The organism is Rhabdaerophilum sp. SD176 (assembly GCF_030143245.1).
In the GTDB taxonomy this organism is placed as follows: domain Bacteria; phylum Pseudomonadota; class Alphaproteobacteria; order Rhizobiales; family Beijerinckiaceae; genus Rhabdaerophilum.
Map to the genome: position 1 here is coordinate 303,191 of NZ_JARJNS010000001.1, position 24,759 is coordinate 327,949.

General features: G+C 65.9%; 21 protein-coding genes. 7 read left to right on the forward strand and 14 right to left on the reverse strand.

What is annotated here, in order from left to right; translation table 11 throughout:
• Window positions 1-63: 63 nt before the first annotated feature.
• Window positions 64-516, forward strand: a complete 453-nt coding sequence (locus tag P0652_RS01465; protein WP_284176973.1) for a MarR family winged helix-turn-helix transcriptional regulator — start codon at window positions 64-66, stop codon at window positions 514-516.
• A gap of 122 nt (window positions 517-638) precedes the next feature.
• Here the strand turns inward: P0652_RS01465 and P0652_RS01470 are convergent, their stop codons facing one another.
• The 5 genes from P0652_RS01470 to P0652_RS01490 form a co-directional block, all read right to left on the reverse strand.
• A complete protein-coding gene (locus P0652_RS01470) occupies window positions 639-1,706 on the reverse strand; it encodes a BMP family ABC transporter substrate-binding protein (RefSeq protein WP_284176974.1) in 1,068 nt (355 codons plus the stop codon).
• Between the two features lie 68 nt (window positions 1,707-1,774).
• On the reverse strand, window positions 1,775-2,692 hold the full coding sequence (locus P0652_RS01475) for an ABC transporter permease (RefSeq protein WP_284176975.1): 918 nt from the start codon (window positions 2,690-2,692) through the stop codon (window positions 1,775-1,777).
• Window positions 2,692-3,765 carry an ABC transporter permease gene (locus P0652_RS01480; protein WP_284176976.1) on the reverse strand — a complete coding sequence of 358 codons (1,074 nt, stop codon included), beginning with the start codon at window positions 3,763-3,765 and terminating at the stop codon, window positions 2,692-2,694. Before P0652_RS01480 ends, P0652_RS01475 begins: the two co-directional genes overlap by 1 nt.
• Window positions 3,762-5,282, reverse strand: a complete 1,521-nt coding sequence (locus P0652_RS01485) for an ABC transporter ATP-binding protein (RefSeq protein ID WP_284176977.1) — start codon at window positions 5,280-5,282, stop codon at window positions 3,762-3,764. Before P0652_RS01485 ends, P0652_RS01480 begins: the two co-directional genes overlap by 4 nt.
• Window positions 5,282-6,256 (reverse strand): quinone oxidoreductase family protein, encoded by a 975-nt coding sequence (locus P0652_RS01490; RefSeq protein ID WP_284176978.1) that lies wholly within the window; start codon window positions 6,254-6,256, stop codon window positions 5,282-5,284. The genes P0652_RS01485 and P0652_RS01490 overlap by 1 nt, the downstream gene beginning before the upstream one ends.
• Window positions 6,257-6,468: 212 nt before the next feature.
• On the opposite strand from P0652_RS01490, the gene P0652_RS01495 reads away from it, so the two are divergent.
• The gene (locus tag P0652_RS01495) at window positions 6,469-7,653 is read left to right on the forward strand and encodes an FAD-dependent monooxygenase (protein WP_284176979.1); all 1,185 of its coding nucleotides are present in this window, start codon (window positions 6,469-6,471) and stop codon (window positions 7,651-7,653) included.
• 3 nt (window positions 7,654-7,656) lie between these two features.
• Here the strand turns inward: P0652_RS01495 and P0652_RS01500 are convergent, their stop codons facing one another.
• On the reverse strand, window positions 7,657-8,610 hold the full coding sequence (locus P0652_RS01500; protein ID WP_284176980.1) for an AEC family transporter: 954 nt from the start codon (window positions 8,608-8,610) through the stop codon (window positions 7,657-7,659).
• A 125-nt stretch (window positions 8,611-8,735) separates the two neighbouring features.
• Between P0652_RS01500 and P0652_RS01505 the strand changes: the two genes are divergently transcribed.
• Window positions 8,736-9,626, forward strand: coding sequence for a lysophospholipid acyltransferase family protein (locus tag P0652_RS01505; protein ID WP_284176981.1), 891 nt, complete (start codon window positions 8,736-8,738; stop codon window positions 9,624-9,626).
• A 44-nt stretch (window positions 9,627-9,670) separates the two neighbouring features.
• The gene (gene hspQ / locus P0652_RS01510; RefSeq protein WP_284176982.1) at window positions 9,671-10,003 is read left to right on the forward strand and encodes a heat shock protein HspQ; all 333 of its coding nucleotides are present in this window, start codon (window positions 9,671-9,673) and stop codon (window positions 10,001-10,003) included.
• 71 nt (window positions 10,004-10,074) lie between these two features.
• Here the strand turns inward: hspQ and P0652_RS01515 are convergent, their stop codons facing one another.
• Window positions 10,075-10,803 (reverse strand): invasion associated locus B family protein, encoded by a 729-nt coding sequence (locus P0652_RS01515; RefSeq protein ID WP_284176983.1) that lies wholly within the window; start codon window positions 10,801-10,803, stop codon window positions 10,075-10,077.
• A 294-nt stretch (window positions 10,804-11,097) separates the two neighbouring features.
• On the opposite strand from P0652_RS01515, the gene P0652_RS01520 reads away from it, so the two are divergent.
• Both P0652_RS01520 and P0652_RS01525 read left to right on the forward strand, forming a co-directional pair.
• Entirely contained in the window at window positions 11,098-12,951 is a 1,854-nt protein-coding gene (locus P0652_RS01520) for an extracellular solute-binding protein (RefSeq protein ID WP_284176984.1), read from the forward strand.
• A 52-nt stretch (window positions 12,952-13,003) separates the two neighbouring features.
• The gene (locus tag P0652_RS01525) at window positions 13,004-14,191 is read left to right on the forward strand and encodes an AMP-binding protein (protein ID WP_284176985.1); all 1,188 of its coding nucleotides are present in this window, start codon (window positions 13,004-13,006) and stop codon (window positions 14,189-14,191) included.
• A 21-nt stretch (window positions 14,192-14,212) separates the two neighbouring features.
• Here P0652_RS01525 and mfd read toward each other — a convergent pair whose 3' ends face one another.
• Together mfd and P0652_RS01535 are read right to left on the reverse strand one after the other, a co-directional pair.
• Entirely contained in the window at window positions 14,213-17,728 is a 3,516-nt protein-coding gene (gene mfd / locus P0652_RS01530; protein ID WP_284176986.1) for a transcription-repair coupling factor, read from the reverse strand.
• Between the two features lie 52 nt (window positions 17,729-17,780).
• Window positions 17,781-18,077, reverse strand: coding sequence for an FAD assembly factor SdhE (locus tag P0652_RS01535; RefSeq protein ID WP_284176987.1), 297 nt, complete (start codon window positions 18,075-18,077; stop codon window positions 17,781-17,783).
• A 157-nt stretch (window positions 18,078-18,234) separates the two neighbouring features.
• Between P0652_RS01535 and recG the strand changes: the two genes are divergently transcribed.
• Window positions 18,235-20,337 carry an ATP-dependent DNA helicase RecG gene (gene recG / locus P0652_RS01540; protein ID WP_284177413.1) on the forward strand — a complete coding sequence of 701 codons (2,103 nt, stop codon included), beginning with the start codon at window positions 18,235-18,237 and terminating at the stop codon, window positions 20,335-20,337.
• Window positions 20,338-20,343: 6 nt separating this feature from the next.
• Here recG and P0652_RS01545 read toward each other — a convergent pair whose 3' ends face one another.
• Genes P0652_RS01545 through lpxD form a run of 5 tightly spaced genes read right to left on the reverse strand, consistent with a single transcriptional unit; the run spans window position 20,344 to window position 24,740 of the window.
• Window positions 20,344-21,111 (reverse strand): DUF502 domain-containing protein, encoded by a 768-nt coding sequence (locus tag P0652_RS01545; protein WP_284176988.1) that lies wholly within the window; start codon window positions 21,109-21,111, stop codon window positions 20,344-20,346.
• A gap of 17 nt (window positions 21,112-21,128) precedes the next feature.
• Window positions 21,129-22,298, reverse strand: coding sequence for a lipid-A-disaccharide synthase (gene lpxB / locus P0652_RS01550; RefSeq protein WP_284177414.1), 1,170 nt, complete (start codon window positions 22,296-22,298; stop codon window positions 21,129-21,131).
• A gap of 5 nt (window positions 22,299-22,303) precedes the next feature.
• Window positions 22,304-23,119: an acyl-ACP--UDP-N-acetylglucosamine O-acyltransferase gene (gene lpxA / locus P0652_RS01555; protein WP_284176989.1), complete on the reverse strand. Its 816-nt coding sequence runs from the start codon at window positions 23,117-23,119 to the stop codon at window positions 22,304-22,306.
• Between the two features lie 15 nt (window positions 23,120-23,134).
• A complete protein-coding gene (gene fabZ, locus P0652_RS01560) occupies window positions 23,135-23,620 on the reverse strand; it encodes a 3-hydroxyacyl-ACP dehydratase FabZ (protein ID WP_284176990.1) in 486 nt (161 codons plus the stop codon).
• A gap of 58 nt (window positions 23,621-23,678) precedes the next feature.
• Entirely contained in the window at window positions 23,679-24,740 is a 1,062-nt protein-coding gene (gene lpxD / locus P0652_RS01565; RefSeq protein WP_284177415.1) for a UDP-3-O-(3-hydroxymyristoyl)glucosamine N-acyltransferase, read from the reverse strand.
• Window positions 24,741-24,759 lie beyond the last annotated feature (19 nt).

Here is a 24,759-nt window from a genome sequence, read left to right on the forward strand (position 1 = left end):
CAACCCTGTGAAGAAGCCATCCGGTGTTTGACAAGCGCCCTTCCGGGCAGAGAGGGTAGTCCGATGACGGCTTCCGACGATCCACTCGCCCTCGACAACCAGCTCTGCTTCGCGGTCTATTCCACGGCGCATGCCTTCAACCGCCTCTATCGGCAGCAGCTGGCCGCACTCGGGCTGACCTATCCGCAATATCTTGTCCTGCTTGTCCTCTGGGAAAACGCTCCGGTGCCGGTCAAGGCGATCGGGGAGCGGCTGATGCTCGATTCCGGCACGCTGACGCCGCTGCTCAAACGCATGGAGACCATGGGTCTGATCCGCCGCGAACGGGCAACCCGCGACGAGAGGCAGGTGCTGGTCCGCCCCAGTGCAGCGGGCCTCGCCCTGAAGGAAAAGGCAAAGGCTCTGCCGCCGGCGGTCGCCTGTGCCAGCGGCCTCGATCGCGAAACCCTCGGGCGGATGGCGGAGGGCCTGCGTTTGCTGCGCGGCCAACTCCTTGCGGCCACGCTGCCGGAATGAGCTGCCAAACCCGGCAAGGCAGAGCCAACAACCGCAGAACCGGCTCCCTTCAAAAGGTCCGGTCATGAAAAAGCCGGCGCGACGCGCCGGCTTTCCATATTCAACCTGATGGTCCGGAACGCTTATTTCGGGATCGTGCCTTCGATGCCCTGCACGTAGAAATTCATGCCGACAACCTGCGCGTCCGTCAGCCGGTCGCCACCCTTGCACTCGACTGTCTTGCCGTCCTGGGCGACGATGGGGCACATGAACGCGTCGATCTTGCCCGATTTCAGCCCGGCCTCGGTTTCCTCGGCCAGCTGCTTCACATCCTCGGGCATGTTGACATAGGGGCCCATCTTGACCTTGCCCTTGGCGAGGCCGTCGAACACGTCCTGGCTCTGCCACTTGCCCTCGAGCACGGCACGGGTGCGCTCGACATAATAGGGCGCCCAGTCATCGATGATCGAGGTCAGAATGTGATTCGGCGCGAAGCGCGTCATGTCCGAGGCCTGGCCGAAGGCCAGCTTGCCCCGGGCCGAAGCCTGCTGCAGCGGCGCCGGGCTGTCCGTATGCTGGGTGATGATATCCGCACCCTGGTCGAGCAACGCCTTGGCCGCGTCACCTTCCTTGCCCGGATCGAACCAGGCATTCGCCCAGGCGATCTTGATCTTGACGTTCGGATTGACCGATTTCGCCCCGAGATAGAAGGCATTGATGCCGGCGATGACTTCCGGAATCGGCATCGCGCCGACATAGCCGAGCGTATTGGTCTTTGTCATCTTGCCGGCAATCTTGCCGATGATGAACCGACCCTCATGGAACTTGGCCGAATAGGTGGCAACGTTCTTGTCCCGCTTGAACCCGGTGGCATGCTCGAACATGACATTCGGATATTTCTTCGCCACCTTGAGCGTCGGCTCCATATAGCCGAACGAGGTGGTGAAGATCAGCTTGTGGCCAGTCCGGGCCAGCTGCTCGATGGAGCGCTCGCTGTCGGCTTCCGGAACGCTTTCGATGAAGGTCGTCTCGACCCGGCCCGGAAAGGCCTTCTCGATGGCCTTGCGGCCCTCGTCATGCTGGTAGGACCAGCCGAAATCGCCCACCGGACCAACATAGATGAAGCCGACCTTCAGCTTTTCCTGCGCGAATGCCGGCGCGGCAACGCCCAGCGACAGCGCCACAGCCGCCAAAAACCCTGTTCTCGACATGACTACCCCCAGATACGCGATGCCCAACGTCTTCCGCCTGGCCGGCATCGCCGCGGCCAGGCTTGAATCTATCGTTCCGGAACAAAAGGCTGGCCGAGCGATCCTGCCGCGCCGGCGCCCTTGCGCCCGGAGATCGAGAGGAAGAGTAGCGCAGCGATGGTCATCAGGTAAGGCAGCGCCGACAGGAATTGCGACGGCAACCCGATGGCGCCCGCCTGCGCATGCAGTTGCGCAACGGTGATCCCTCCGAAGAGATAGGCGCCCAGCACCAGCCGCCAGACATGCCCGGCGGCAAAAACCACGAGCGCCAGCGCGATCCAGCCTCGCCCGGCACTCATCCCGGGCGACCAGAACCGCGTGTAGATCAGCGAGAGATAGGCCCCGGCGAGGCCCGCCAGAAGCCCGCCGAACAGGATCGCGACCAGCCGGATCCGCTTGACCGGCAGGCCGAGCGCATGGGCAGAGCCATGGCTTTCACCCACCGCCCGCAACAGCAGGCCGAACCGGCTGCGGTTCAGCCCCCAGGCCACGAAGCCGATCAGCGCCAGCGAGAGGAAGAACACGAAATCACCGGTGAAGATCGCCTTGCCGAGCACCGGGATCTCGCTCAGCAGCGGGATCTTCACCGGCGGGATGGCCGCGCGGGGCTGGCCGACAAAGCCCTGCCCGATCAGCCCGGCCAGCCCGAGCCCCATGATGGTCAGGGCAAGCCCGGTCGCGACCTGGTTCGTCGCGAAGACCAGGACCATGAGCGCGAAGACCGCCGAAAGCGCCATCCCGGCCAAGGCGCCGGCGAGGATGCCGAGAACACTCGAATCCGTCAGGACCGCCGCCGCGAAACCGGTGGCCGCGCCGACAATCATCATGCCCTCGACACCGAGATTGAGCACGCCCGCCCGCTCGGTAACATGCTCGCCAAGTGCAGCGATCAGCAGCGGCGTGGCAGCGGTGAATACCGTAGCGAGGATGAAGGGCAGCATCTCCATCAGGCCGTTTCCTTCCGGAATTCAAGGCGATAGCGGTTGAGACTCTCGCCCGCGAGCACGCAGAGCAACAGCATGCCCATGAAGAAGCGGGTCAGATCGAAGGGCAGCTTCAGCGAAACCTGCGCGCTCTCCGCCCCGATCAGCAGCACGGCGATGACCAACGAGGACAACATGGCGCCGACAGGCGAGAGCCGGCCGAGAAAGGCGACGATGATCGCCGTGAAGCCAAGCCCCTGCCCGAAGCCAGGCCGGAGCTGGCCGACCTGCCCGGACACTTCGATCATGCCGGCAAGGCCCGCAAGCCCGCCCGAGATCAGGAAGACAACCAGCGTAATCCGCATCTCGTTGAACCCGGCGAAATTGGCTGCGCGCGGTGCCTCGCCGCTGGCCTTGACGGCAAAGCCGAACAGCGACCGCCGGAAAACGAGGATGGCCACCAGCACGACCAGCAGCGCCAGCGCGAAACCGGCATGGAGGCGGCCACCCTCGAAGAGCGGCTGCAGCTGCGCCGCATCGGTGAAGGGCACGCTCTGCGGGAAATTGAACCCCTTCGGATCACGCCACGGCCCGCGCACGAGATAATCGAGCAGCAATTCCGCCACATAGACCAGCATCAGGCTGGTCAGGATCTCGCTGATGCCGAAGCGATTCCGCAGAACGGCGGGAATGGCGGCATAAAGCATACCGCCTGCCACGCCGGCCAGCATCATCAGCGGCAGGATCCACGGCCCGGCAAGGCCATGCGTGGCGATGGCAACCCCGCCGCCGAAAATACCGCCGAGCAGGAACTGCCCCTCCGCCCCGATATTCCAGCGATTGGCGCGGAAGCAGAAGATCAGCCCGATCGAGATCAGCATCAGCGGGGTGGATTTGAGCAGCACCTCCTGCAAGGCCCAGGGGTCGGTCAACGGCTCGCGCAGGAAGACATCGAAGGCCTTGGCCGGCGAGCGGCCCATCAGCCAGACGATGAGCCCGCCGATCAGCAGGGCTACGACCAGCGCGAGAACCGGCGTCAGGACCTGCCGGATGAGCGAGACCTCCCGCCTCGGCACGAGGGCGAGGTTGAAGCTCATGCCGCCCCCCGTACCGGGCTCTCGCCCTGCGTCATCAACAGCCCGATCTCGGCCCGGCTGAGCGCAGAAACCGGGCGCGCCGCACTGAGATGCCCGCCATGCATCACGGCGATCCGGTCGGCCATGGCCATGGCCTCGTCGAGATCCTGCGAGATCACCAGAACTGCCGCGCCCTCTGCGGCAAGATCCAGCAGCGTCTGGCGGATATGCGTCGCCGCCCGCGCATCGACACCCCAGCTGGGCTGGTCGACGATCATCAGCCGCGGCTTCCGCTCGATCTCGCGGCCGACCACGTATTTCTGGAGATTGCCGCCGGAAAGCTGCGCGGCCTGTGGATCAGCCGAGGGCGTGCGCACATCGAACCGCTCGATCACCCGCCGCGCGACGGCGCCCGTCCGCACGGTATCGAGCAGCCACCGCCCGAGAGATTCCGTGGCGTGCCAGGAGAGGATCACATTCTCGGAGAGCGGCCCCTGCGGCAGCGTCGCCTGGCCAAGCCGCGCCTCCGGCACGAAGGCCGCGCCGAGGGCCCGCCTCGCATTGATGTCGCGCCGCGTCACATCCTGCCCGGCGATACGCACCTGCCCGGATGTGACGCGCCCGCCCTCGCCGGAAATCACGGCATAAAGCTCGCTCTGACCGTTGCCGGCCACGCCCGCGATCGCCACGACCTCGCCGGCCTGCACCGTAAGGTTGATATCCCTCAGGGCCACGCCATGCACGCCCTCCGGAGCGACCGAGAGCCCGTCAAGCCGCAGCATCGGCTCGCCGAGCGCATGGTCGGCCGCCGGGCGGAGATCGAGCACGCCCTCGCCCACCATCAGCGCGGCCAGCTCGGCCGCCGAGACAATGCGCGGATCGGTTTCGGCCACGACCTTGCCGCCACGCAGGATCGTGGCGCGCGAGCAGAGCCGCCGCACCTCCTCCAGCTTGTGGCTGATGAAGAGGATGCCGGCGCCCTCCCCCGCAAGCGTATCCAGCGTCGCGAACAAGGCCTCCGCCTCGTCCGGCGTCAGCACCGAGGTCGGCTCGTCGAGGATCAGCACCTGCGGCTCCTGCATCAGCGCACGCAGGATCTCGATCCGCTGCCGCTCGCCGGCGGAGAGCGTATGGACCGGCCGATCCAGCGCGATCGCCAGCCCGAAATGCCGGGCCTTGGCCTCGACTTCGGCCCGGAGCGCGGCATCGGCAATCCGGCCGTCGAGCGGGATGGCGATATTCTCCAGCGCGGTGAAATCCTCGAACAGCGAGAAATGCTGGAACACCATGCCGATGCCCTGCGCCCGCGCCGCTTGCGGCGAAGGCAGGCTGACCCGCTGCCCGTTGATCCGGATCTCGCCGGAATCGGGGCGGAGCAGCCCGTAGAGGATCTTCATCAGCGTCGACTTGCCGGCGCCGTTTTCGCCCAGAAGCGCGTGAATCTCGCCGGCATGGAGGGTGAGATCGACGTGATCATTGGCCTTCAGCGCGCCAAAGGCCTTGGTGATCCCGCTGAGGCGAATGCGTTCCGGACCCATCAGGGGATCAGAACGGTCGAGCCGGTGGTCTTGCGGCCCTCGAGCGCCCGATGCGCATCGGCAACCTTGGCCAGCGGGAAACGCTGGTCGATCGGCACCGTCAGCGTGCCCTTCGCCACCGCGCCAAACAGCCGCCTTGCCATGGCGGCATAGGTCTGCGGATTGCCGATATGGGTGAACAGCGTCGGTCGCGTTGCGTAGAGGCTGCCCTTTTTGGCGAGAAGCCCGATATCGAAAGCCTCCACCGAGCCCGAGGCATTGCCGAAGCTCACGAAGGTGCCGAACGGCTTCAGGCAATCCAGCGAGGCCGGGAACGTGGCCTTGCCGACGCCGTCATAGACGACATCGCAGAGCCCGCCCTTGGTGATCTCCTTCACGCGGGCAGCAAAATCCTCGGAATTGTAGTTGATGACGTGATGCGCGCCGTATTTCTTCGCGAGCTTCGCCTTGTCCGGCGAGCCGACCGTGCCGATCACGGTGGCGCCGAGGGATTTCGCCCATTGCACCAGCAGGGTGCCGGTGCCGCCGGCAGCCGCATGGATCAGCACCGTATGGCCCTTCTTCACCTTGAAGGTACGGAACAGCAGATATTCCGCCGTCAGGCCCTTGAGCATCATCGCCGCGGCGGTCTCGAAACTCACCTTGGCCGGGATCTTCACCAGTGCGCTGGCGGGAATGTTGCGGATCTCCGCATAGGCGCCGAGCGTGCCGACATAGGCCACCCGGTCACCCGGCTTCAGCCCCGTCACGGCGCTGCCGATAGCCCGGACAATGCCTGCCCCCTCGTTGCCGGGCGTGAACGGCATGGACGGCGCCGGATACAGCCCCGTGCGGAAATAGGTGTCGATATAGTTGAGGCCGATCGCCTTGTGCTCGATCGTCACCTCATTGGCGCCCGGCGCCGGCACTGCGACATCTTCGAGTGTCAGAACGTCCGGTCCGCCATGGGCGGCCACGCGTACAACCTTGGCCATTGAATTCTCCGTCCCTGTGCGACGGCCTTGCAGCCGCCTATCCATGCCTCATCCGTGCATCAAACAGGAATGATTTCAAGCGCCAACCGGGGATGGCGGGTGCGAAGGCTGGGAACAAGGCCGAAGGTCGAATCCATGGGGCGGCCACAAGGCTTGAAGGACCGGCCAAGCGGGCGCATGGTGCGCCCGCATCCGGGTTGGAGGCTGGAGACATGTCAAGAAGCGATGTCACGATTGTCGGTGGCGGCGCGGCCGGGCTGAGCGCTGGGCTCGGGTTGGCGCAGGCGGGCCTGAGCGTCAATCTGCTCGGCGCCCCGACAGCAATCCGCGATGATGGCCGTTCGGCCGCGCTCTTCCAGACCAGCCTCGATTTCCTCGCCGGGCTCGGCATCGGCCCGGCCTTGCAGGAAAAGGCGGCCGCCTTACGGGCCATCCGCATTGTCGACCTGACCGGCGGGCTTGTCCGCGCGCCCACCACCACCTTCCGCGCCCTCGAGATCGGGCAGGAGGCCTTCGGCTGGAATATCGCCAATGCCGATATCCTCGCGGTGATGATGGAGGCCGCGCGGCAGACGCCAGGTCTGACCTTGTCCGACGCGCAGTTCCGAAGCTTCCAGGCCTCCGAAGACGGCGTGGTCATCGAGATGGAGGACGGCTCGAGCCATGAAAGCCGCCTGCTTGTCGGCGCGGATGGCCAGAATTCGAAGACGCGCGAGGCAGCCGGCATGGCCTTCCGCACCAAGGATTACCCGCAGACCGCCCTCACCTGCCGGCTGCGGCATCCGAAGGATCACGAGGATATCTCCACCGAATTCCACACCCGCGAGGGGCCGTTCACCTTCGTCCCTTCCGGCGACGGTGTCTCGGCCCTCGTCTGGATCATGCGGCCCGACAAGGCCGAGAACATGCTCGCCCTGTCGCGCGAGCGGCTGGCAGAGATCATCACCCGCCGGTCCTCGTCCTTCCTCGGCCCGGTGGAGATCATCAGCGCCATCGGCGCGGTGCCGATGCGCAAACGCGTGGCCGAGAGGCTCGTGTCCGGCCGCGTGGCGTTGATCGGCGAGGCTGCGCATGCTTTCCCGCCCATCGGCGCGCAGGGGCTCAATCTCGGCCTGAAGGATGTGGAATCGCTCGTCCGGCGCCTGGTCGCCGCGCATCGCGAGGGTGACGACCTTGCGGCAGCCCTGCCGCTCTACGCGCAGGATCGCAAGCTGGACATGGATATGCGGGCCACCGGCGTCGACCTGATGAACAGCGCCCTGATTGCCGATTTCCTGCCGCTGGACATCACCCGGGCGCTGGCCCTGACCGCGCTGAAGCAGGTCGCCCCGCTTCGCCAGCTCGCCATGCGGATCGGCAGCTGGACGCCGCCCTTCAGCCAGAAGCGCAGCGCCTGACGTTCAGAGCACCGGCAGGCGGTTCTCGGCGATCAGCCAGAGCAGCCCCGTCACCGTGACGATCGAGACAAGCGTGCCTACCAGCACGCCCGACGAAGCGCGCTCGACATAGGTTTCGTATTGCCGCGCCATGACGAAGACGTTGAGCGCCGGCGGCAGGGCGGCCATCAGCGTGGCGGTGAGGATCCAGACGCGGTCGAACCCGCCGATCAGGCTCAGCACCACGAAAACAAGGGTCGGATGCAGGATCAGCTTGACGAAAAGATGCGCCGGCATTTCCCGCGGGATCGTGGTGAGCGGGCGCAACGCTACCGTCACCCCGAGCGCGAACAGCGCGACCGGCGCCGCCGCGCCCTTGAGCAGGACCAGCATCGTATCGACGGCCTGCGGCGGCTGCCATTTGAAATAGGCGGCGATCACGCCCGCAAAAGTGGCGACATTGAACGGATGGGTGAAAATCCGGATCGCGATCAGCCGCGTCGTCGCCCAGAAGCGGATCTTCTCGCCACCGCCAAGCGCCATCAGGAATGGCACGATCGTGAAAAGCAGCATCGAATCGAACACGAAGATCAGCGCCGTCGGCACCGAGGAGCCGGGCCCCAAAGCGGCAAGCGTCAGGCCCGGACCCATATAGCCGACATTCGAATAGGCGCCGAACACGCCCTGGATGGTCGATTCGCGGATATTCCCGCGTGAAGCAAAGATCCCGATCCCGAAGGACAGGAAAAACGCGAGATAGGTGCAGAAGGTCGTCGTCGCGATAAAGCGCCAGTTCGTCAGCTGCTCGAACGGCGTCGCGCCGATCAGCTTGAAGAAAAGCGGCGGCAGCGCGATATAGACAATGAAGAAATTCATCCAGGCCAGCCCGCTTTCCGCGATCTTCATGAACCGGCCACAGGCAAAGCCGAGCAGGATCAGGCCGAAGAACGGGAAGGCAAGGGAAACGACGGGGCTCATGCGGGAGGGCGAGACCTTGGGTCCTTGACGATCAGGGACGGTTCCGGGAAGAAGCCCTCGATAGCACCTTCATCCCCGCTGTCCAATCCTCCGGATGGCCAACCGGCCCGTGATCAGGAACCCCGTTGACGACACCTCCACTCCCCCCCGCCCGCGCGATGCGGTTCCGGCTCGAGGCCCTCGGCTTCCGGGCGATGGCCGGGCTGATCCACGCGCTGGGCCCGGACCGGGCCAGCGCGCTGTCCGGCGCGCTGTGGCGGAAGGCGGCGCCGTTCAACAAGCGTCATGACCGCGCCCGCGAACAGATGGCCGCCAGCCTGCCCGAAATCGACGCTGCGACGCGGGAGCGCCTTCTCGACGCGATGTGGGACAATCTCGGCCGCACCACGGCGGAGGCCTTTCATATCGGCGCGCTGACCGCCGATCTCGACCGCTTCCGCATCGGCGAGGAAACGCGCGCGGCCGTGGCGGCGGCGAAGTCACGCGGGGCCGTTTTCGTCTCGCTCCACCAGGGCAACTGGGAGTTGGCCGCCCCCCTGCTCCACCGGCTGGGCCTGCCGGTGGCCGGCGTCTACCAGCGCTTGCAGAACCCCTATGTCGAAGCCGAGGCCTCGAAGCTGCGCCTGCCCTTTTACCAGCTCGGGCTGCATTCCAAGGGCCATGACACGGCCCGCCACCTGCTGCGCATGGTCGGACAGGGCGGTACGGTGACCATCATGGCCGACCTGCGGGACCTGACCGGCCTCGCCGTGCCCTTCTTCGGCCGACCCGCCCCCTCAACGCTGTTTCCGGCCCTGCTGGCGCGGGGCCGGGATGTGCCGCTCTATGCCGGGATGGTCCTGCGGGAAAAAGGCGCGACCTTCCAGGTCCGCACGGTCGAGATCCCCGTTGCCCGGAGCGGCGACCGCGATGCCGACCTGCTGGAAACAACCGCGCGGATCCAGGCCTGTTTCGAGCAATCCATCCGCGAGCGACCCGAACAATGGATGTGGGGCCATCGCCGCTGGGCGAAATGAGGCGGGCATCTTGAGAGGCCGGGAAAAAGAACTATCATAAGGCGATGAAATCGCGTCAGGCCAAGTTCACGATCGGACAGGTTGTCAAGCACCGGATCTTTCCGTTCCGGGGCGTGATCTTCGATGTCGATCCCGAATTCGCCAATACCGAGGAATGGTGGCTCGCCATTCCCGAGGACATGCGGCCGCGCAAGGACCAGCCCTTCTATCATCTCTTCGCCGAGAACGAGGAAAACGAGTACATCGCCTATGTCTCGGAGCAGAACCTGCTGCCGGACGAATCCGGCCGGCCTTTGCGCCACCCGCAGATCGAGGAAATGTTCGAGCCGGGCATGGACGGGCAATTCGCCGTCAAGCGCAACGCGATGATGAACTGAGCCGGAGCACGCCAGCGCACAAAAAACCCCGGCCAGACCGGGGTTTTTCGTTTCTGGACCGTAGGCCCCGTTTACTGCTTGGGCGCCTGCTGGCGCTGGCGGAGCAATTCCTCGCCGCGGCGCTTCAGGTCGTCGGCATTGCCACCGGCCGGAGCCTGCTGCGGTTGGGCACCCTGCTGCTGCATGCGCTGGAGCGTCTCCTGATCGATGCCGGCGCTGTCATAGGCCTTGGCGAAACCGGCGAGCGGAACCTCGAAATTCACTTCCTGGCCGATCTGGTTCTGCATGTCGATGCGCAACGTCGTGGCCTTCTTCAGACCGGTAATCGTGGCCTCGTTCAGCTCGCCCTCGACGAAGCAGCCCTGCGGCAGGCAGATCTGGAACCGCGCATTGACCGGCTGCGTGCCTTCTGCCGAGAACCGGATGCCCGGCTGGATCAGGAAGGTGAGCGGCACGAGAATCCGCACGAAGCGGCGCGGCTCTTCCTTGATCGAATAGACTGCTACCGCCATGACCGGCTGGTTGTTCTCGGCGACGAAGTCACGCGTCGTATAGCAGATCGTCTTGTTGACGGAGGGGTCAAGCCCGCAGACCTTGAGCCAGTCGGCCTGGTCCGGCGCAGCCTTCAGCGGAACCTTCACGGCCGGCGGTGCAGCCGGCGCGGCAGGAGCGGCGGGCTGTGCCGGAGCCGGCTGGGCCGGACGCGGAGCCTGGGCCGATGCCGGCAGGCTTGCGAGCCCCGCCAGGGCCATCGCCGCGAGGCTGGCAGACCGGGCCATGTTGCTCATCGATACCATCATTGTCCCATCCTTATCCGGGCTCGAATTCTCTCGCGCTCTCTAAGCGCCTTTCGGGCCTTTCCGCAAGTGCACGTATAGCGCAAGCCACGGGCTTGAAGCGCAAAACAAGGGCGTGCCGCTCAGGCCCGGGCCAGCGCACCGGCGGAAAGACCCTCGGCTGATCGGCCCGGATTGCGGCTGAAGATGGGCGATCCCGGCAATCTCCCCCGCCTGAGCCATGGTTTGGCGGCGCGCAGGGTCAGAATCCGCCGCTTCCCCATGGCGATGCGCGCTGGGGCTGCTATTTTCCCACCCATGGACACGCGGCGAATCATTCCCGGATCAGGCGCGCATACGGGCGCGCGCGGCCTGTTATGCGCACTCGTTGCCTGCGCCCTCGCGGCCCTTTGCTTCATTCCGCCTGCCCGCGCCGAGGAGGCTCCCCATCGCCACGGCCTCGCGATGCATGGCGAGCCCGCATTGCCCCCGGGCTTTGCGCATCTGCCCTATGCCAATCCCGCTGCACCCAAGGGCGGCGCGCTCCGCCTCGGCCTCGCCGGCTCGTTCGACTCGCTCAATACCATGGCGATCAAGGGCAATGCGCCGCAGGCGATGGTTCCCTATATCGTGCAACCGCTGATGATGCGTTCGGCCGACGAGCCCTTCACGCTTTACGGCCTGCTGGCGGAAACCGTCGCGGTGCCACCAGACCGCCGTTTCGTCGAGTTCCGCCTGAATCCGGCAGCGCGCTTCTCGGATGGCCGGCCGGTCACCTCGGCCGATGTCCTTTTCTCGTGGGACCTGTTCACCACGCGTGGTCGGCCGAATTACCGCACCAACAAGACCAAGGTCGCGAAGGTCGAGACGCCGGATGCCCGCACCATCCGCTTCACTTTCCATTCCGCCGGCGATCAGGAATTGCCGCTGATCCTCGCGATGATGCCGGTGCTTGCCGCCCATGCGACCGATCCTGAGAAGTTCGAGAATATGGGCTTCACGCCCTTTCTCGGCTCGGGCCCCTACCGGCTTGACGAGGTCGATCCCGGCACCCGCGTCAGCCTGAAGCGTCGGCAGGATTACTGGGCAAAGGACCTGCCTGTCCATCGCGGGCTCTACAATTTCGATACGATCAGCCTGGAATTCTTCCGCGATTCCAACACCCTGTTCGAAGCCTTCAAGACCGGCCTGCTCGACCTGCGCATCGAGACCGACCCGACGAAATGGCGCGAGGGCTATGCCATTCCCGCTGTCGAGGACGGGCGAATCCTGCGCGAGACGGTGCCGATCCGCGCCCCCAAGGGCATGACGGGCTTCATCTTCAACACGCGCCGCCCCGTTTTCACTGACCGGCGTATCCGCGAGGGGCTGTTCCATCTGTTCGATTTCGAATGGCTGAACCGCAACCTCTTTGCCGGCATCTACCGCCGCACCGGCAGCTTCTTCGACGAGAGCGAATTGTCCTTCCGCTCCGGCCCGGTCGATGCCCGCGAGGCGGCGATCCTCGGCGCCGCGCTCGATACGCTGCCGCCGGCAATCCGGAACGGCACGTGGCGCCCCCCGGTCATGGATGGCTCCGGCCGGGACAGGCAGGTCATGCGCAAGGCGGTCGAACGGCTGAACGAGGCCGGCTATGCGATCCGCGACGGGCGGATGGTCCAGCGAGAGACCGGGCAGCCGCTGACCTTCGAGGTCATGGTCACCACGCGCGAGAAGGAGCGGATCGCCCTCGCCTTTGCCGATACGCTCAAGCAGGTCGGCATCTTCCCCACAATCCGGCTGGTCGATTCCAGCCAGTACTGGTCGCGTGTCCGACAATTCCAGTTTGACATGATCATCGAGGGCTATGTCGTCGGCCCCTCGCCGGGGCAGGAGCAGGGTAACCGCTGGTCGAGCCGCGCCGCCGAGACGCCGGGTACGCTGAACTGGGCCGGCGTCCGCTCGCCGGATATCGACCGCGTCATCGCCAGCCTGCTGGCGGCCCGCAGCCGCGAGGATTTCGTGGCGTCGGTGCGCGCGCTCGACCGGCTGCTGGTGGCCGGCCACTACGTCCTGCCGCTCTACCATGTCTCCGATCGCTGGGTGGCGCGCTGGAAGCACATTTCCCGACCGGCAACCACGGCCGCCTACGACTTCCTGCACGACAGCTTTTGGTTAACGCCGAATCACTAGACTGACTTGGCACGTTTTTCGAAGAGCGTCCCCAGACGCCCGGAGCCCCGGCATGGACCGCACGACTGAACCCGCGCTGCTGCCCCCCTGGAATGACATCACCCTGCCTTCCCTGCTGATCCGGCAGGCGGCGGAGGAACCGGATGCCGTCTTCTGGAGCGACTGCCCCGGGCGCGAAGCCTGGAACGGAGTTGAGCCGCGCCATCTCACCGCCGCCAATGCGCTGGCCTGCACGCGGTTCCTCGCGGCGCAACTCTCCACCCTCGGCGTGCAGCGCGGCGACACGGTGCTGCTCCTGCTCGCCAATATCGTCGAATTCCCGATGGCGGTCATGGCCTGCGCCATGGCCGGCGCGGTGCCACTCATCATGCCGGTTGACGAGAAGATCGAGACGCTCCGGGCCGCCGCCGAGAAGCTTGGCGTAACAACCATCCTCACTGTGGCGCTGGTCGGTGACGTGGCGATCGGCGACAAGGCCCGCCAGGTCGCGGCAAAGGTGCTGACCATCCGCTGCGTTGCCGGCTTCGGGTTCGACCTGCCCGATGGCGTGGTGTCGCTCGAAGGCTGGTCTGACGAGGATATCATGCCGGCCGAACCGCTGGAGCCTGCCCCCGGCGATATCGCCCTCGTCACCATGATGCGGGCCGAAGGGCTGCTGGTGCCGGCGCGGCGCAGCCATGCCCAGCTCATTGCTGAAGCGCTCGCCGTTCAGGCCAGCCTCGGAGGGGCAGATTTCGGCACGCTCGTCAGCCTGCTCCATCCCGGCAGCGCAGGCAGTTTCGCCGGCAGCCACGGGCTGTCCCTCGTTTCGGGTCGCCCGCTGGGCCTGGTGGGGCCCTATGCCCGCGAAGCCCTGCGCGGCCAGTTGAACCATGCGGAAGCGCCGTTGCTGCTGGTGCCCGGCCATTTCTTCACACGCGGCGAGGCTGCAGCCTTCGAGGCGCTGGAAAGCATTCCGATGATCGCCTTCTCCCGGCGCGGCGATACCGAGGCGCTGGCACCCCTGCCGGCCAAGGCCCTGGCCCGGATCATCGCCGTCGACGAGCGCGCCATTCTGGCCCTGCCCTCCGATGCCGCTGCGGTCGAAACGCTCGCAGCCGGCCAGCCTGCCCATCCGCACAAGGGCCTTCTGCCGTCGAGCGCGCTCTGGCTCGGCACCACGGAAAGCGGCGACTGGCTCGGCTTCGGCGCCGCCCGGATCGGCGAGCCGGCTTCCGGTTCGGCCAGCCAGGCGGCCTGAAGGTTTCGGGCCGCCTGAGCCCTATTTGCGCTTCTCGGCGATGCGGGCAATGTCCTGCATCAGTTTGCGCGTCGCTTCCAGCCGCACCACCGGATCCTCGAACGCGCCGGCAAAGACGATCTTCATGTCCGGCCGGACCTTCGCCGTCGTGCCCTTTTCCGCGACATACTGGACGAGGCCGTTCGGATTGGCGAAGGCATTGTCCCTGAAGGCGATGATGATGCCCTTCGGCCCGGCATCAACCTTCTCGACATGGGCGCGGCGGCAGAGCAGCTTGATCGCGACGATCTTCATCAGCTGGCCGATTTCCGGCGGCAGCGGGCCGAACCGGTCGATCAGTTCTGCGGCGAATCCCTCGATATCGCCGTCATTCTCTACCTGCGAAAGCCGACGATAGAGCGCCATGCGCAGGTCGAGATCGGCGATGTAATCCTCCGGAATGAGCACCGGCGTGCCGATGGCGATGGTCGGCGACCACGCCTCCTCTTCCGGCAACTCGATCCCCGCCTTGAGGGCGGCCACCGCCTCTTCCAACATCTGCTGGTAGAGTTCGTAGCCGACTTCCTTGATATGGCCGGATTGCTCGTCGCCCAGCAGGTTGCCGGCGCCGCGGATATCGAGATCGTGGCTGGCAAGCTGGAATCCGGCCCCCAGCGTATCTAGCGAATGCAAGACCTTGAGCCGGCGCTCGGCATTGGCGGTCAGGGTGCGGTTGACCGGCAGCGTGAACAGCGCATAGGCCCGCGTCTTCGACCGTCCGACGCGCCCGCGCAACTGGTAGAGCTGGGACAGGCCGAACATGTCGGCGCGATGCACGATCAGGGTGTTGGCGGCGGGAATATCGAGACCGGATTCGACAATCGTGGTCGAAAGCAGCACGTCGAACTTGCCGTCATAGAAATCGCTCATCACGGATTCGAGATCTGTAGCGGACATCTGGCCATGGCCGATGCCGACCCGCACTTCCGGCACATCCTTCTCGAGGAAGGCCTTCACCTCGGCGAGATCGTCGATCCGCGGCACGACATAGAAGGATTGCCCGCCGCGATAGCGCTCGCGCAACAGCGCCTCGCGCACGACCAGCGGGTCGAACGGAGTGACGAAACTGCGCACGGCCAGCCGGTCAACCGGCGGCGTGGCGATGATCGAGAGTTCGCGCACGCCGGTCATGGCCAGTTGCAGCGTCCGGGGGATCGGCGTCGCGGACAGCGTCAGCACATGGACCTCGGCGCGCAGTTCTTTCAGCCGCTCCTTTTGGGCCACGCCGAAATGCTGCTCCTCGTCAATGATGACAAGACCGAGATCCTTGAAATGGTTGCCCTTTCCGAGCAGGGCATGGGTGCCGACCAGGATATCCACCGTGCCGTTGGCCATTTCCTCGCGGGTCTTCTTCAGGTCCGCCGCAGTCACCAGCCGCGAAGCCTGCGCGATCCGCAGCGGCAGGCCGGCAAAACGGTTCTGGAACGTGCGGAAATGCTGCCGCGCGAGCAGGGTTGTCGGCACGATCACCGCGACCTGCTTGCCCGACATCGCCACCACGAAGGCGGCACGCAACGCGACTTCGGTCTTCCCGAACCCGACATCGCCGCAGACCAGCCGGTCCATCGGCCGGCCCGAGCCGAGATCGTCGATCACGGCATCAATGGCATTCTGCTGGTCCTCGGTCTCGTCGAAGGGGAACCGCGCGACGAATTCCTCGTAGAGCCCTTCCGGCGGCACCAGCCGCGGCGCCTCGCGCGTGAGCCGCTGCGCCGCGATCTTGATCAGCCCCCGCGCCATGTCGCGGATGCGCTGCTTCAGCTTCGCCTTGCGGGCCTGCCAGGCGCCGCCCCCCAGCCGGTCGAGCGTGGCATCGGTATCCTCCGAGCCATAGCGCGTCAGCAGCTCGATATTCTCGACCGGCAGGAACAGCTTGTCCCCGCCCGCATAATGGATCTCGAGGCAATCATGCGGTGCGCCGGCCGCGGTGATCGTCTTCAGCCCGATGAATCGCCCGATGCCGTGATCGACATGGACCACGACATCGCCAGCCTTCAGGCTGGTGAGTTCGGTGATGAAGTCCTTCGCGCGCTTCTTGCTGCGCTTCGGCCGCGTCAGCCTTTCGCCGAGCAGGTCCTCCTCGGAGAGCAACACGAAATCCGGTGTCTCGAAACCTTCCTGCAAGGCAATGGTGAGGAGCCCGGCTTCGCCCTCCGGCAGATCCTTGAGATCGTTCAGCGATCCGAGCACCCGCTGCTTCGCGAGGCCATGATCGGCCAGCACGCCGCCCAGCCGGTCCCGTGCGCCGTCGCTGCCGGCAGCGAAAACGATCCGGCGGCCATCCTTTGCCCGCGCCAGCGCGTGGTCCACCGCTGCCTGGAAGACATTCGCTTCCGGATTGGTGCGTTCCGGCGCGAAATCCCGCCCGCGATGCGTCCGGGCGGAAAAGATCGTCTTGCCCCCGGCCGATTCCATGGTGAAGGGCGAAACCTCGATCGCCGCGCCGCGCAACGTCTGCCATTCCTCGCGGCTGCGATAGAGCAGGCCCGGCGGCAGCGGGCGATAGGGCACGGAATGTCCGTCTTCCTGCGTTGAACGGCGCGCCTCGTAATAATCCTCGATCTGGCTCAGCCGCTCCTGCGCCGCGCCATCGGCCTGTGCGTCAAGCACGAAGACCGTGCCGGGCAGATAGGCCTCGATCGGATCGAGCCCCGCATGGAACAGCGGCAGCCAATGCTCCATCCCGATATGCTTGCGACCTTCGCTGATATGCTCGTAAAGCGTGTCGCCGCGCAGATTGGCGCCGAATTGCGTCAGATATCCCTGCCGGAACCGCTTGATCGCCTCGGATGTGAGCTGGAACTCGCTCATCGGCACCATTTCCAGCGCGCGGAGCTGGGCGGAAGAGCGCTGCGTCTCCGGGTCGAAACTGCGGATGGATTCCAGCGTGTCGCCGAAAAAGTCGAGCCGGACCGGCTCGGCAAAACCCGGCGGGAAAAGATCGACAATCCCGCCGCGCAGCGCATATTCGCCGACATCGCGCACGGTGGAACTGCGCTGGTAGCCATTCGCCTCCAGCCAGCCCGTGATCTCGCCGAGATCGATGGCATTGCCTGGCGCAGCCGAAAAGCTCTGCCGGGCCACGAAAGCTGCCGGCGGCAGCTTCTGCAGCACGGCATTGACCGTGGTGACGAGCACGCGCGGCCGCGCGCCTCCGCGCGAACGGACGAGCCGCGCCAGGCATTCCATGCGCCGCGCGACAAGGCTCGCATTCGGCGAGGCGCGGTCATAGGGTTGGCAATCCCAGGCCGGGAGCGAGAGCACCTCGATTTCCGGTGCAAAAGCCTGCAGGGCGCCCTGCACTTCCGCCTGCCGCAGCCCGTCCCGGGCAACGAAGGTCATCAGCGCGGGCGCCTCGATGCCGCGGGCGAAGCGCAGGCGCGCCAGTTCGGCCAGAACCAGCCCAGCCGCGCCATCCGCCACATCCGCAAGCAGGACAGGCGAAGCCTTCTGGAGGGCATGGTCGAGGCCAGCCTGGACGAGCGGTGGAAACAGCATACGAATCAACTCGATAGGATCGGGCGCCGGAAGGGTATGCCCTCAGTGCCGGTCAGAGATCGATCGGCTTGTCATGGGTGTGATACGCCTTCAGGCCCCGGAAGACCGGCGTATCGTAATTCTCTGGCACCGGTTCGCCCTGCGCGATCCACGAGAAAAGATCGCGGTCGGGCACCTCGATCAGCGCCTCGAACAGGTCCATCTCGCCCTCGGTCAGCGTCTCGATGACGGATTCGGCATAGCGGCCCATCAGCAGGTCCATCTCGCGCGTGCCGCGATGCCAGGCACGGAACAGCAGACGCTTGCGGCGCGGTTCGAGGCCCGCAGTGGAACGGGAAAGGCCGGTCATGGCGGCTCCGGGAGGGTTCGGTCGGAAAACACCGTCCGAATGAAGGGGGAAGCCAGGCGAAGTCAAGCCGTTTCCGCAGGGCTGCGACGGCATGGGCCGGGCCGCCCCCTTCTCGCCGGTCCTTGGCCCCGGCACCGCCTTGGTCTATCGGAAAGGGATGCGCCCGAAGGAACTCGATCCCTATTTCAGCCTGGTCACGCGGCTTCCGGGCATCGGCCCGAAACTGGCGCCGCTCTATGATACGCTGCTCCGCCGGAACGGACAGCCGGCGCGCCTGCTGGATCTGGCACTGCATCTGCCGGTGGATCTGATCGACCGTTCGCTTTCCCCTTCGATCCGCGCCATGCCGAACGAGGGCATCGTTACTTTCCAGGCGGTCGTCGAGGCCCACAAGCCGCCCCCGCCCGGGCGCGCCCGGGCGCCCTTCCGTGTGATCGTCGGCGACGAGACCGGCGATGTCACGCTTGTCTTCTTCCGGCTGCCGAAAGCGCAGATCGAACAGATGCTGCCTATCGGCGCCAGCCGGGTGATTTCCGGCCGGGTCGAGCTGTTCGACGGGCTCCGCCAGATCGCCCATCCCGACCGGATCCTGCCGCCGGATCGCTTCTCGCCGGACACCGCCTTCGAGCCGGTCTATCCGCTGACGGAGGGCCTTTCCTCGAAGCGCGTGCAGAATGCTGCTTTGGCCGCGCTGGAACGCCTGCCTGCCCTGCAGGAATGGCACGATCCCTCACTCGCCGGGCGCTTCGGCTGGCCGGCCTTCCGCGAGGCTCTGCAAGCCCTGCACCAGCCACGCCAGCCGGCGGATCTCGACCCGCAGAGCCTCGCCTATCGCCGCCTCGCCTATGACGAGTTCCTCGCCGGCCAGCTTGCCCTGCAGATGGTGCGCGCCCGCCAGCGGGGCCCGCGCGGGCGGGCGCTGAGAGGCGATGGCCGCCTGCGCGAGCGTATCCTCGCCGCCCTGCCCTATGCGCTGACCGGCGCGCAGAGCCGCGCCCTTGCCGAGATCGAGGCCGATCTCGCCGAGCCCGAGCGGATGCTCCGCCTGCTCCAGGGCGATGTCGGCGCCGGCAAGACCATCGTCGCACTGCTCGCTATGGCGATGGCGGTCGAGGCCGGCGCGCAGGCAGCCATGATGGCACCGACGGAAATCCTCGCCCGCCAGCACGCCGAGCGCCTCGCCCCTCTGGCTGACGCCGCCGGGATCCGCCTCGCCCTGTTGACCGGCCGGGCCGGCAGCGCCGAAAGGCAGGCCGTTCTGGCCGGGCTCGCCTCCGGGACGATCCAGATCGTCGTCGGCACCCATGCCCTGTTCCAGGACGATGTCGCCTTCGCCGATCTCGGCCTCGCGATTGTCGACGAGCAGCACCGTTTCGGCGTCCATCAGCGCCTTGCCCTCGCACGGAAGGGCGAGGCAGTCGACCTGCTGGTCATGACCGCCACCCCGATCCCGCGGACGCTCGTCCTCGGCTATTTCGGCGATCTCGATGTCTCGGTGCTCGACGAGAAGCCGCCGGGCCGCAAGCCAATCGACACGCGCCTCGTCAGCCAGGACCGGCTGGCCGAGATGGTCGGCGGCATCGGCCGCGCCATTTCCGGCGGCGCGCGCGTCTACTGGGTCTGCCCGCTGGTCGGCGAAAGCGAGAAGCTCGATCTTGCCGCTGCCGAGGAGCGTTTCGAGGATCTTGACCGCCATTTCCCCGGCAAGGTCGGGCTGGTTCACGGCAAGATGCCAGGCGCCTCGAAGGACGAGACCCTTGCCCGCTTCGCCCGGGGCGATCTTTCCGTTCTCGTCGCCACCACGGTGATCGAGGTCGGCGTCGATGTGCCCGAGGCGACGATCATGGTGATCGAGGAGGCGCAGCGCTTCGGCCTCGCCCAGCTGCACCAGTTGCGCGGCCGCGTGGGTCGCGGAGGCGATAAATCGACCACGATCCTGCTCTATCGCGGGCCGCTCTCGGAAACCGCGCGCGCCCGGCTGGAAATCCTCCGTCAGACCGAGGACGGCTTCCGGATCGCCGAAGAGGACCTCCGCCTGCGCGGCGAGGGCGATGTCCTCGGCACCCGGCAATCCGGCGTGCCAGGCTTCCGGATCGGCCGGCTCGATCTCCATCAGGACTTGCTGAAGATGGCCCGCGATGACGCCATCCTTGCCTTGCAGCGCGATCCCGGGCTCGACACACCGCGCGGCGCCGCGTTGCGGATGCTGCTCTACCTGTTCGAACGTGACGAGGCGATCCGCCTGATGAATGCGGGCTGAGCCGGCTCAGGACGCTTCGGGCGGCGGCAGCGTCGGCGGCTTCTTCCGGCGACCCGAAGCCTTCAGACGTTCCACGGCCTCGATCGCTGCATTGCGCGGCTCCTCGTCGCCGGGCCGCAGCAGGCCGAGCGACATCACGATCTTTGCAGCATCATCGACCGAAATCGGCACCTCGACCACGCGGCTCTTGGCGACATAGAAGAAAAAGCCCGTTGTCGGGTTGGGCGCGCAGGGCAGGAAAACCGAGATGAATTCCTCTTCCGGTGGCAGGCCACCTTCGATATCGGGAATCGGCGGCGTGGAGAGAAACACGATCGACCAGCAGCCCGGTGCCGGATATTCAACCAGCCCGACGGTGCGGAACGACGTGCCGCTCTGCGAGAAGATCGTCTCGAAAATCTGCTTCGTCGAGCGGTAGAGCCCGCGCACGACCGGCATTCGGGCCAGCAACGTCTCGCCGAAATCCAGTAGCGTCCGGCCGACAAGGTTGGCGGTGAGAAAGCCCAGCATTGTCAAGCCGATGACGAGCACCAGGATCCCGAAACCGGGAATCGCGAAGGGCAGATAGGTTTCCGGCAGATAGATCTGCGGAATGATCGGCTTCACCCAGCCATCGACCCAGTTGATGATCCAGAACGACAGATAGATGGTGATGACGACCGGGCCGCTGACGACGATCCCGGTGAGGAAATAGTTCCGCAAGCGCTGACCCGCAGTCAGCCTCTTGGCGCTGCTCGACAACGGCGCGTCAGGGTCAGGCATCAATCCGCTCATGGCTCATCGCTTCCGGCTCATGTCTTGCGACGTTTCGCCATCACGTCAAGCACAAGCCGTGCCGCTTTCTCGCTCGGGCCTGCCCCGTCATCGCGCATGCGCTGCTCCAGCCGGGCGAAAGCCTCGATCTGCGCGGCCCGGGCGGGCGTTTCATCGACAAGCGCCAGCACAGCCGGTGCCAACCGGGCGGCCATGGCCTCCTCCTGCAGGAATTCCGGCACTGCCCGCTCGTCGAGAATCAGATTGGGCAGGATCACCGACGGCACCTTGATGAGGCGCCGGGCGATGAAGGCTTCCCATGCCGCCACGCGGTAGGCCGCAACCGTGGGGATGCCGGCCAGCGCAAGTTCGAGGGTCACCGTGCCGGAAGCCGCGAGCGCAACCCGCGCCTCCCGGAAGGCCGCACGTTTGGCCACGTCATCGGCGATGACCTCGATCGGCAGGTTGGCTGCTTCGATCCGGCGGCGCACCTCCGGCTCGAGGCGCTTCAATGTCGGCAGCACCCAGCGCAAACCTGGCCGCTGCCTCAATGAATCGCGGACTGTCTCAAGAAAGACCGGCAGGAGGTGGTGCAATTCCGCATGTCGTGAACCCGGCAGCAGCAGTGCCAGCGCCCGCCCTGCATCCGCCCGCACGGCAGCCTCCGTTTCATCCCGCGGACGGTATTCGCCGAGCCGTTCGATCAGCGGATGCCCGACATAATGGCCGACAGGGCCGCCGAGCCGCGCCAGAGCCGCCGGCTCGAAAGGCAGCAGGCAGAGAATGTCGTCGATATAGGGTTTCATGGCCGGCGCGCGGCCAGGCCGCCAGGCCCAGACGCTCGGGCACACCCAATGGACAATCGGGATGGCCGGCGCCCCGGCCCGGACGCGGCGCGCGACACGCTTGCAGAAATCCGGGGAATCGATGGTCAGAACGAGATCCGGCTTCCAGGCGATGATGCTCTCCGCCGTCTCGCGGATCCGCCGCATCAGAAGCGGCAGCCGCCGGATGACGGGGCCGAGCCCCATCACCGCGATATCCGCCTGATCGAAAAGGCTTTCCAGCCCGGCCGCCTTGAGCACCGGCCCACCAACGCCCCGCGCCTCGACCGGAATACCGCGCTCCGCCAGCGCCTTCAGCAGGCTGGCGCCCAGCTCATCCCCCGAAGCCTCGCCGGCGACGATGGCGATGCGCAACGGCGCCATCGGGCTCAACTGGCCGGCTCGTTCGTCCGGACATCCCGCGGCGTGCAGATCGAGCGATCGCCACCCTCGCGGATGAAATCGAGAATCTCATGCACGAGGGGATGCGCATCGAACTCGCTCGCCACATCCTCGACGCGCTCCTTCAGTGTGCCTTCCGGTGCGAAAAGCAGGCGATAGGCCCGCCTGAGTTCATGAACCTGTTCGAGCGAGAAGCCGCGCCGCTTCAGGCCAACGATGTTGAGGCCCGAAAGCATGGCAGCCCGGCTTTCACCGACAGCCATGCCATAGGGGATCACGTCATTCCCGACGCCGGACATCGCGCCGACAAAGGCATGGTCGCCCAGCCGCACGAACTGGTGCACGCCCGCCCCGCCGCCGATGATGACATAATCACCGACGCGGCAATGTCCGGCCAGCATCACATTATTGGAGAAGATGACATGGTTGCCGACAATGCAATCATGCGCGACATGGCTGTAGGCGAGGAAGGTGCAGTTATCGCCAACCTTGGTCAGCGATCCGCCACCGCCCGTGCCGGGATTCATCGTCACGCCCTCGCGGATCGTGCATCGGGCCCCGATCTCCAGCCGCGTGATCTCGCCCTTGAACTTGAGGTCCTGCGGCTCATGACCGAGGGAGGCAAACGGGAAGACCCGCGTGCCGGCGCCGATGGTCGTATGCCCGGCAATCGCCACATGGCTCTTCAGTTCGACGCCATCGCCAAGTTCGACATGCGGCCCCACCACACAGAACGGGCCGATCTTGACATCGGCACCGAGCTTTGCGGCAGGATCGATGATCGAGGAAGGATGAATGCTCACGAAACCCGGTACTCCTCAGTCAATCACGATCATGGCGCCGAGTTCGGCTTCAGCCACAAGCTGGCCTTCTACCTTGGCCTCGCCCTTGAACCACCACATATTGCGCCGGCGATTGAGCCGCGTCATGTGATATTCGAGCCGGTCGCCCGGGACGACGGGCTTGCGGAACTTGCACTTGTCGACGGTCATGAAATAGACGACCTTCGCCCGGCCGCCGGCCTCGCCGGAAGCAACGCAGGCCGCCCCGGCCGTCTGGGCCATCCCTTCGACGATCAGAACCCCCGGCATGACCGGCTGACCCGGAAAATGGCCGAGAAAATGCGGTTCGTTGAACGTCACGTTCTTCACACCGACGATCTTCGCCGTTCCTTCCATATAGGTGATCTTGTCCACCATCAGGAAGGGATAGCGATGCGGCAGGCATTCCATCAGCTTGAGGATGTCCAGCGTCTGGATCTCGCGCGGCTGGGCCCCGTCGGCAGGCACGGCAATCTCGCTCATCAGTCAATTCTCCGGTCATCAAACCGCGGGCGGCCCTGAGGCCGTTCACACCGCGTCCTTAGTCCTGGCCGGACTTCTGTCCCTTATCGGGGCGCGATGCAAGCTTGCCGAGCGTGGCAACCTCACGAAAATGCTGCTTGGCGGGTTTGGCCGGGATGCCGAAAAACTTCTGCCCGGCCGGAATATCCGTCATCACGCCGGATTTCGCTCCGACCTGCGCCGCCATGCCGATCTTGAGATGGCCCGCCACCCCCACCTGCCCGGCGAGGACGACATAATCCTGCAGAACGGTCGAGCCGGAAATGCCGACCTGCCCGACAATCACGCAATGCCGGCCGATCTGAACATTATGGCCAATCTGGACGAGATTATCGATTTTCGTCCCCTCGCCGATGATCGTGTCCCGGTTTGCGCCGCGATCGATCGTCGTGTTGGCGCCGATATCGACATCGTCCTGCAGGATGACGCGGCCGATCTGCGGCACCTTGAGATGTCCCTGCGGGCCCATCGCGAAGCCGAACCCGTCCTGCCCGATCCGGGCGCCGGCATGGATGATGACGCGGTTGCCGATCAGCGAATGAACGATCGTGGCGGAAGGCCCGATGGCGCAATCCCGCCCGATCCGCACACCCGGGCCGATCACCGCATTGGCGGCGATGATCGTGCCACGGCCAATCTCCGCGCCAGCGCCGATCACCACACCGGGATCGACAACAACGCCGGATTCAAGCTTCGCATCGGGATGCACGAAGCAACCGGGCGCCACGCCACGGCTGTTGAAGATCGGCTGCGGTCGCTGCGCCGCCGGAAACATCAGCGCCGCTGCCTTCGCGAAGGCGCGATACGGCTCAGGCGTGACAAGGGCCACGCAACCGGCAGCCAGCGAATCGGCAAAGCGCGGCGAGATCAAGCAGGCAGAAGCCCGCGTCTCGGCGGCAAAACGGGCATAGGAGGGGTTATCGAGGAAGGCAAGGGCCCCGGTTTCGGCGCTTTCGAGCGGAGCGATACCGGTCAGCGCACTGTCCGGATCACCGCCGCCGGCCAGCTTGGCCCCTGTCGCTTCCGACAGCTGGCGCGGTGTAACCGGTGCGGGTGAGGAAAAGAACTGGACGCTCGACATCATGAAAAGGCGGGCCGGA

Bases quoted from the DNA above. Each gene is read 5' to 3' on its own strand.
- P0652_RS01465 (WP_284176973.1), top strand. From the start codon at position 64: ATGACGGCTTCCGACGATCCACTCGCCCTCGACAACCAGCTCTGCTTC.
- P0652_RS01470 (WP_284176974.1), bottom strand. From the start codon at position 1,706: ATGTCGAGAACAGGGTTTTTGGCGGCTGTGGCGCTGTCGCTGGGCGTT.
- P0652_RS01475 (WP_284176975.1), bottom strand. From the start codon at position 2,692: ATGGAGATGCTGCCCTTCATCCTCGCTACGGTATTCACCGCTGCCACG.
- P0652_RS01480 (WP_284176976.1), bottom strand. From the start codon at position 3,765: ATGAGCTTCAACCTCGCCCTCGTGCCGAGGCGGGAGGTCTCGCTCATC.
- P0652_RS01485 (WP_284176977.1), bottom strand. From the start codon at position 5,282: ATGGGTCCGGAACGCATTCGCCTCAGCGGGATCACCAAGGCCTTTGGC.
- P0652_RS01490 (WP_284176978.1), bottom strand. From the start codon at position 6,256: ATGGCCAAGGTTGTACGCGTGGCCGCCCATGGCGGACCGGACGTTCTG.
- P0652_RS01495 (WP_284176979.1), top strand. From the start codon at position 6,469: ATGTCAAGAAGCGATGTCACGATTGTCGGTGGCGGCGCGGCCGGGCTG.
- P0652_RS01500 (WP_284176980.1), bottom strand. From the start codon at position 8,610: ATGAGCCCCGTCGTTTCCCTTGCCTTCCCGTTCTTCGGCCTGATCCTG.
- hspQ (WP_284176982.1), top strand. From the start codon at position 9,671: ATGAAATCGCGTCAGGCCAAGTTCACGATCGGACAGGTTGTCAAGCAC.
- P0652_RS01515 (WP_284176983.1), bottom strand. From the start codon at position 10,803: ATGATGGTATCGATGAGCAACATGGCCCGGTCTGCCAGCCTCGCGGCG.
- P0652_RS01520 (WP_284176984.1), top strand. From the start codon at position 11,098: ATGGACACGCGGCGAATCATTCCCGGATCAGGCGCGCATACGGGCGCG.
- P0652_RS01525 (WP_284176985.1), top strand. From the start codon at position 13,004: ATGGACCGCACGACTGAACCCGCGCTGCTGCCCCCCTGGAATGACATC.
- mfd (WP_284176986.1), bottom strand. From the start codon at position 17,728: ATGCTGTTTCCACCGCTCGTCCAGGCTGGCCTCGACCATGCCCTCCAG.
- P0652_RS01535 (WP_284176987.1), bottom strand. From the start codon at position 18,077: ATGACCGGCCTTTCCCGTTCCACTGCGGGCCTCGAACCGCGCCGCAAG.
- recG (WP_284177413.1), top strand. From the start codon at position 18,235: ATGCGCCCGAAGGAACTCGATCCCTATTTCAGCCTGGTCACGCGGCTT.
- P0652_RS01545 (WP_284176988.1), bottom strand. From the start codon at position 21,111: ATGAGCGGATTGATGCCTGACCCTGACGCGCCGTTGTCGAGCAGCGCC.
- lpxB (WP_284177414.1), bottom strand. From the start codon at position 22,298: ATGGCGCCGTTGCGCATCGCCATCGTCGCCGGCGAGGCTTCGGGGGAT.
- fabZ (WP_284176990.1), bottom strand. From the start codon at position 23,620: ATGAGCGAGATTGCCGTGCCTGCCGACGGGGCCCAGCCGCGCGAGATC.
- lpxD (WP_284177415.1), bottom strand. From the start codon at position 24,740: ATGTCGAGCGTCCAGTTCTTTTCCTCACCCGCACCGGTTACACCGCGC.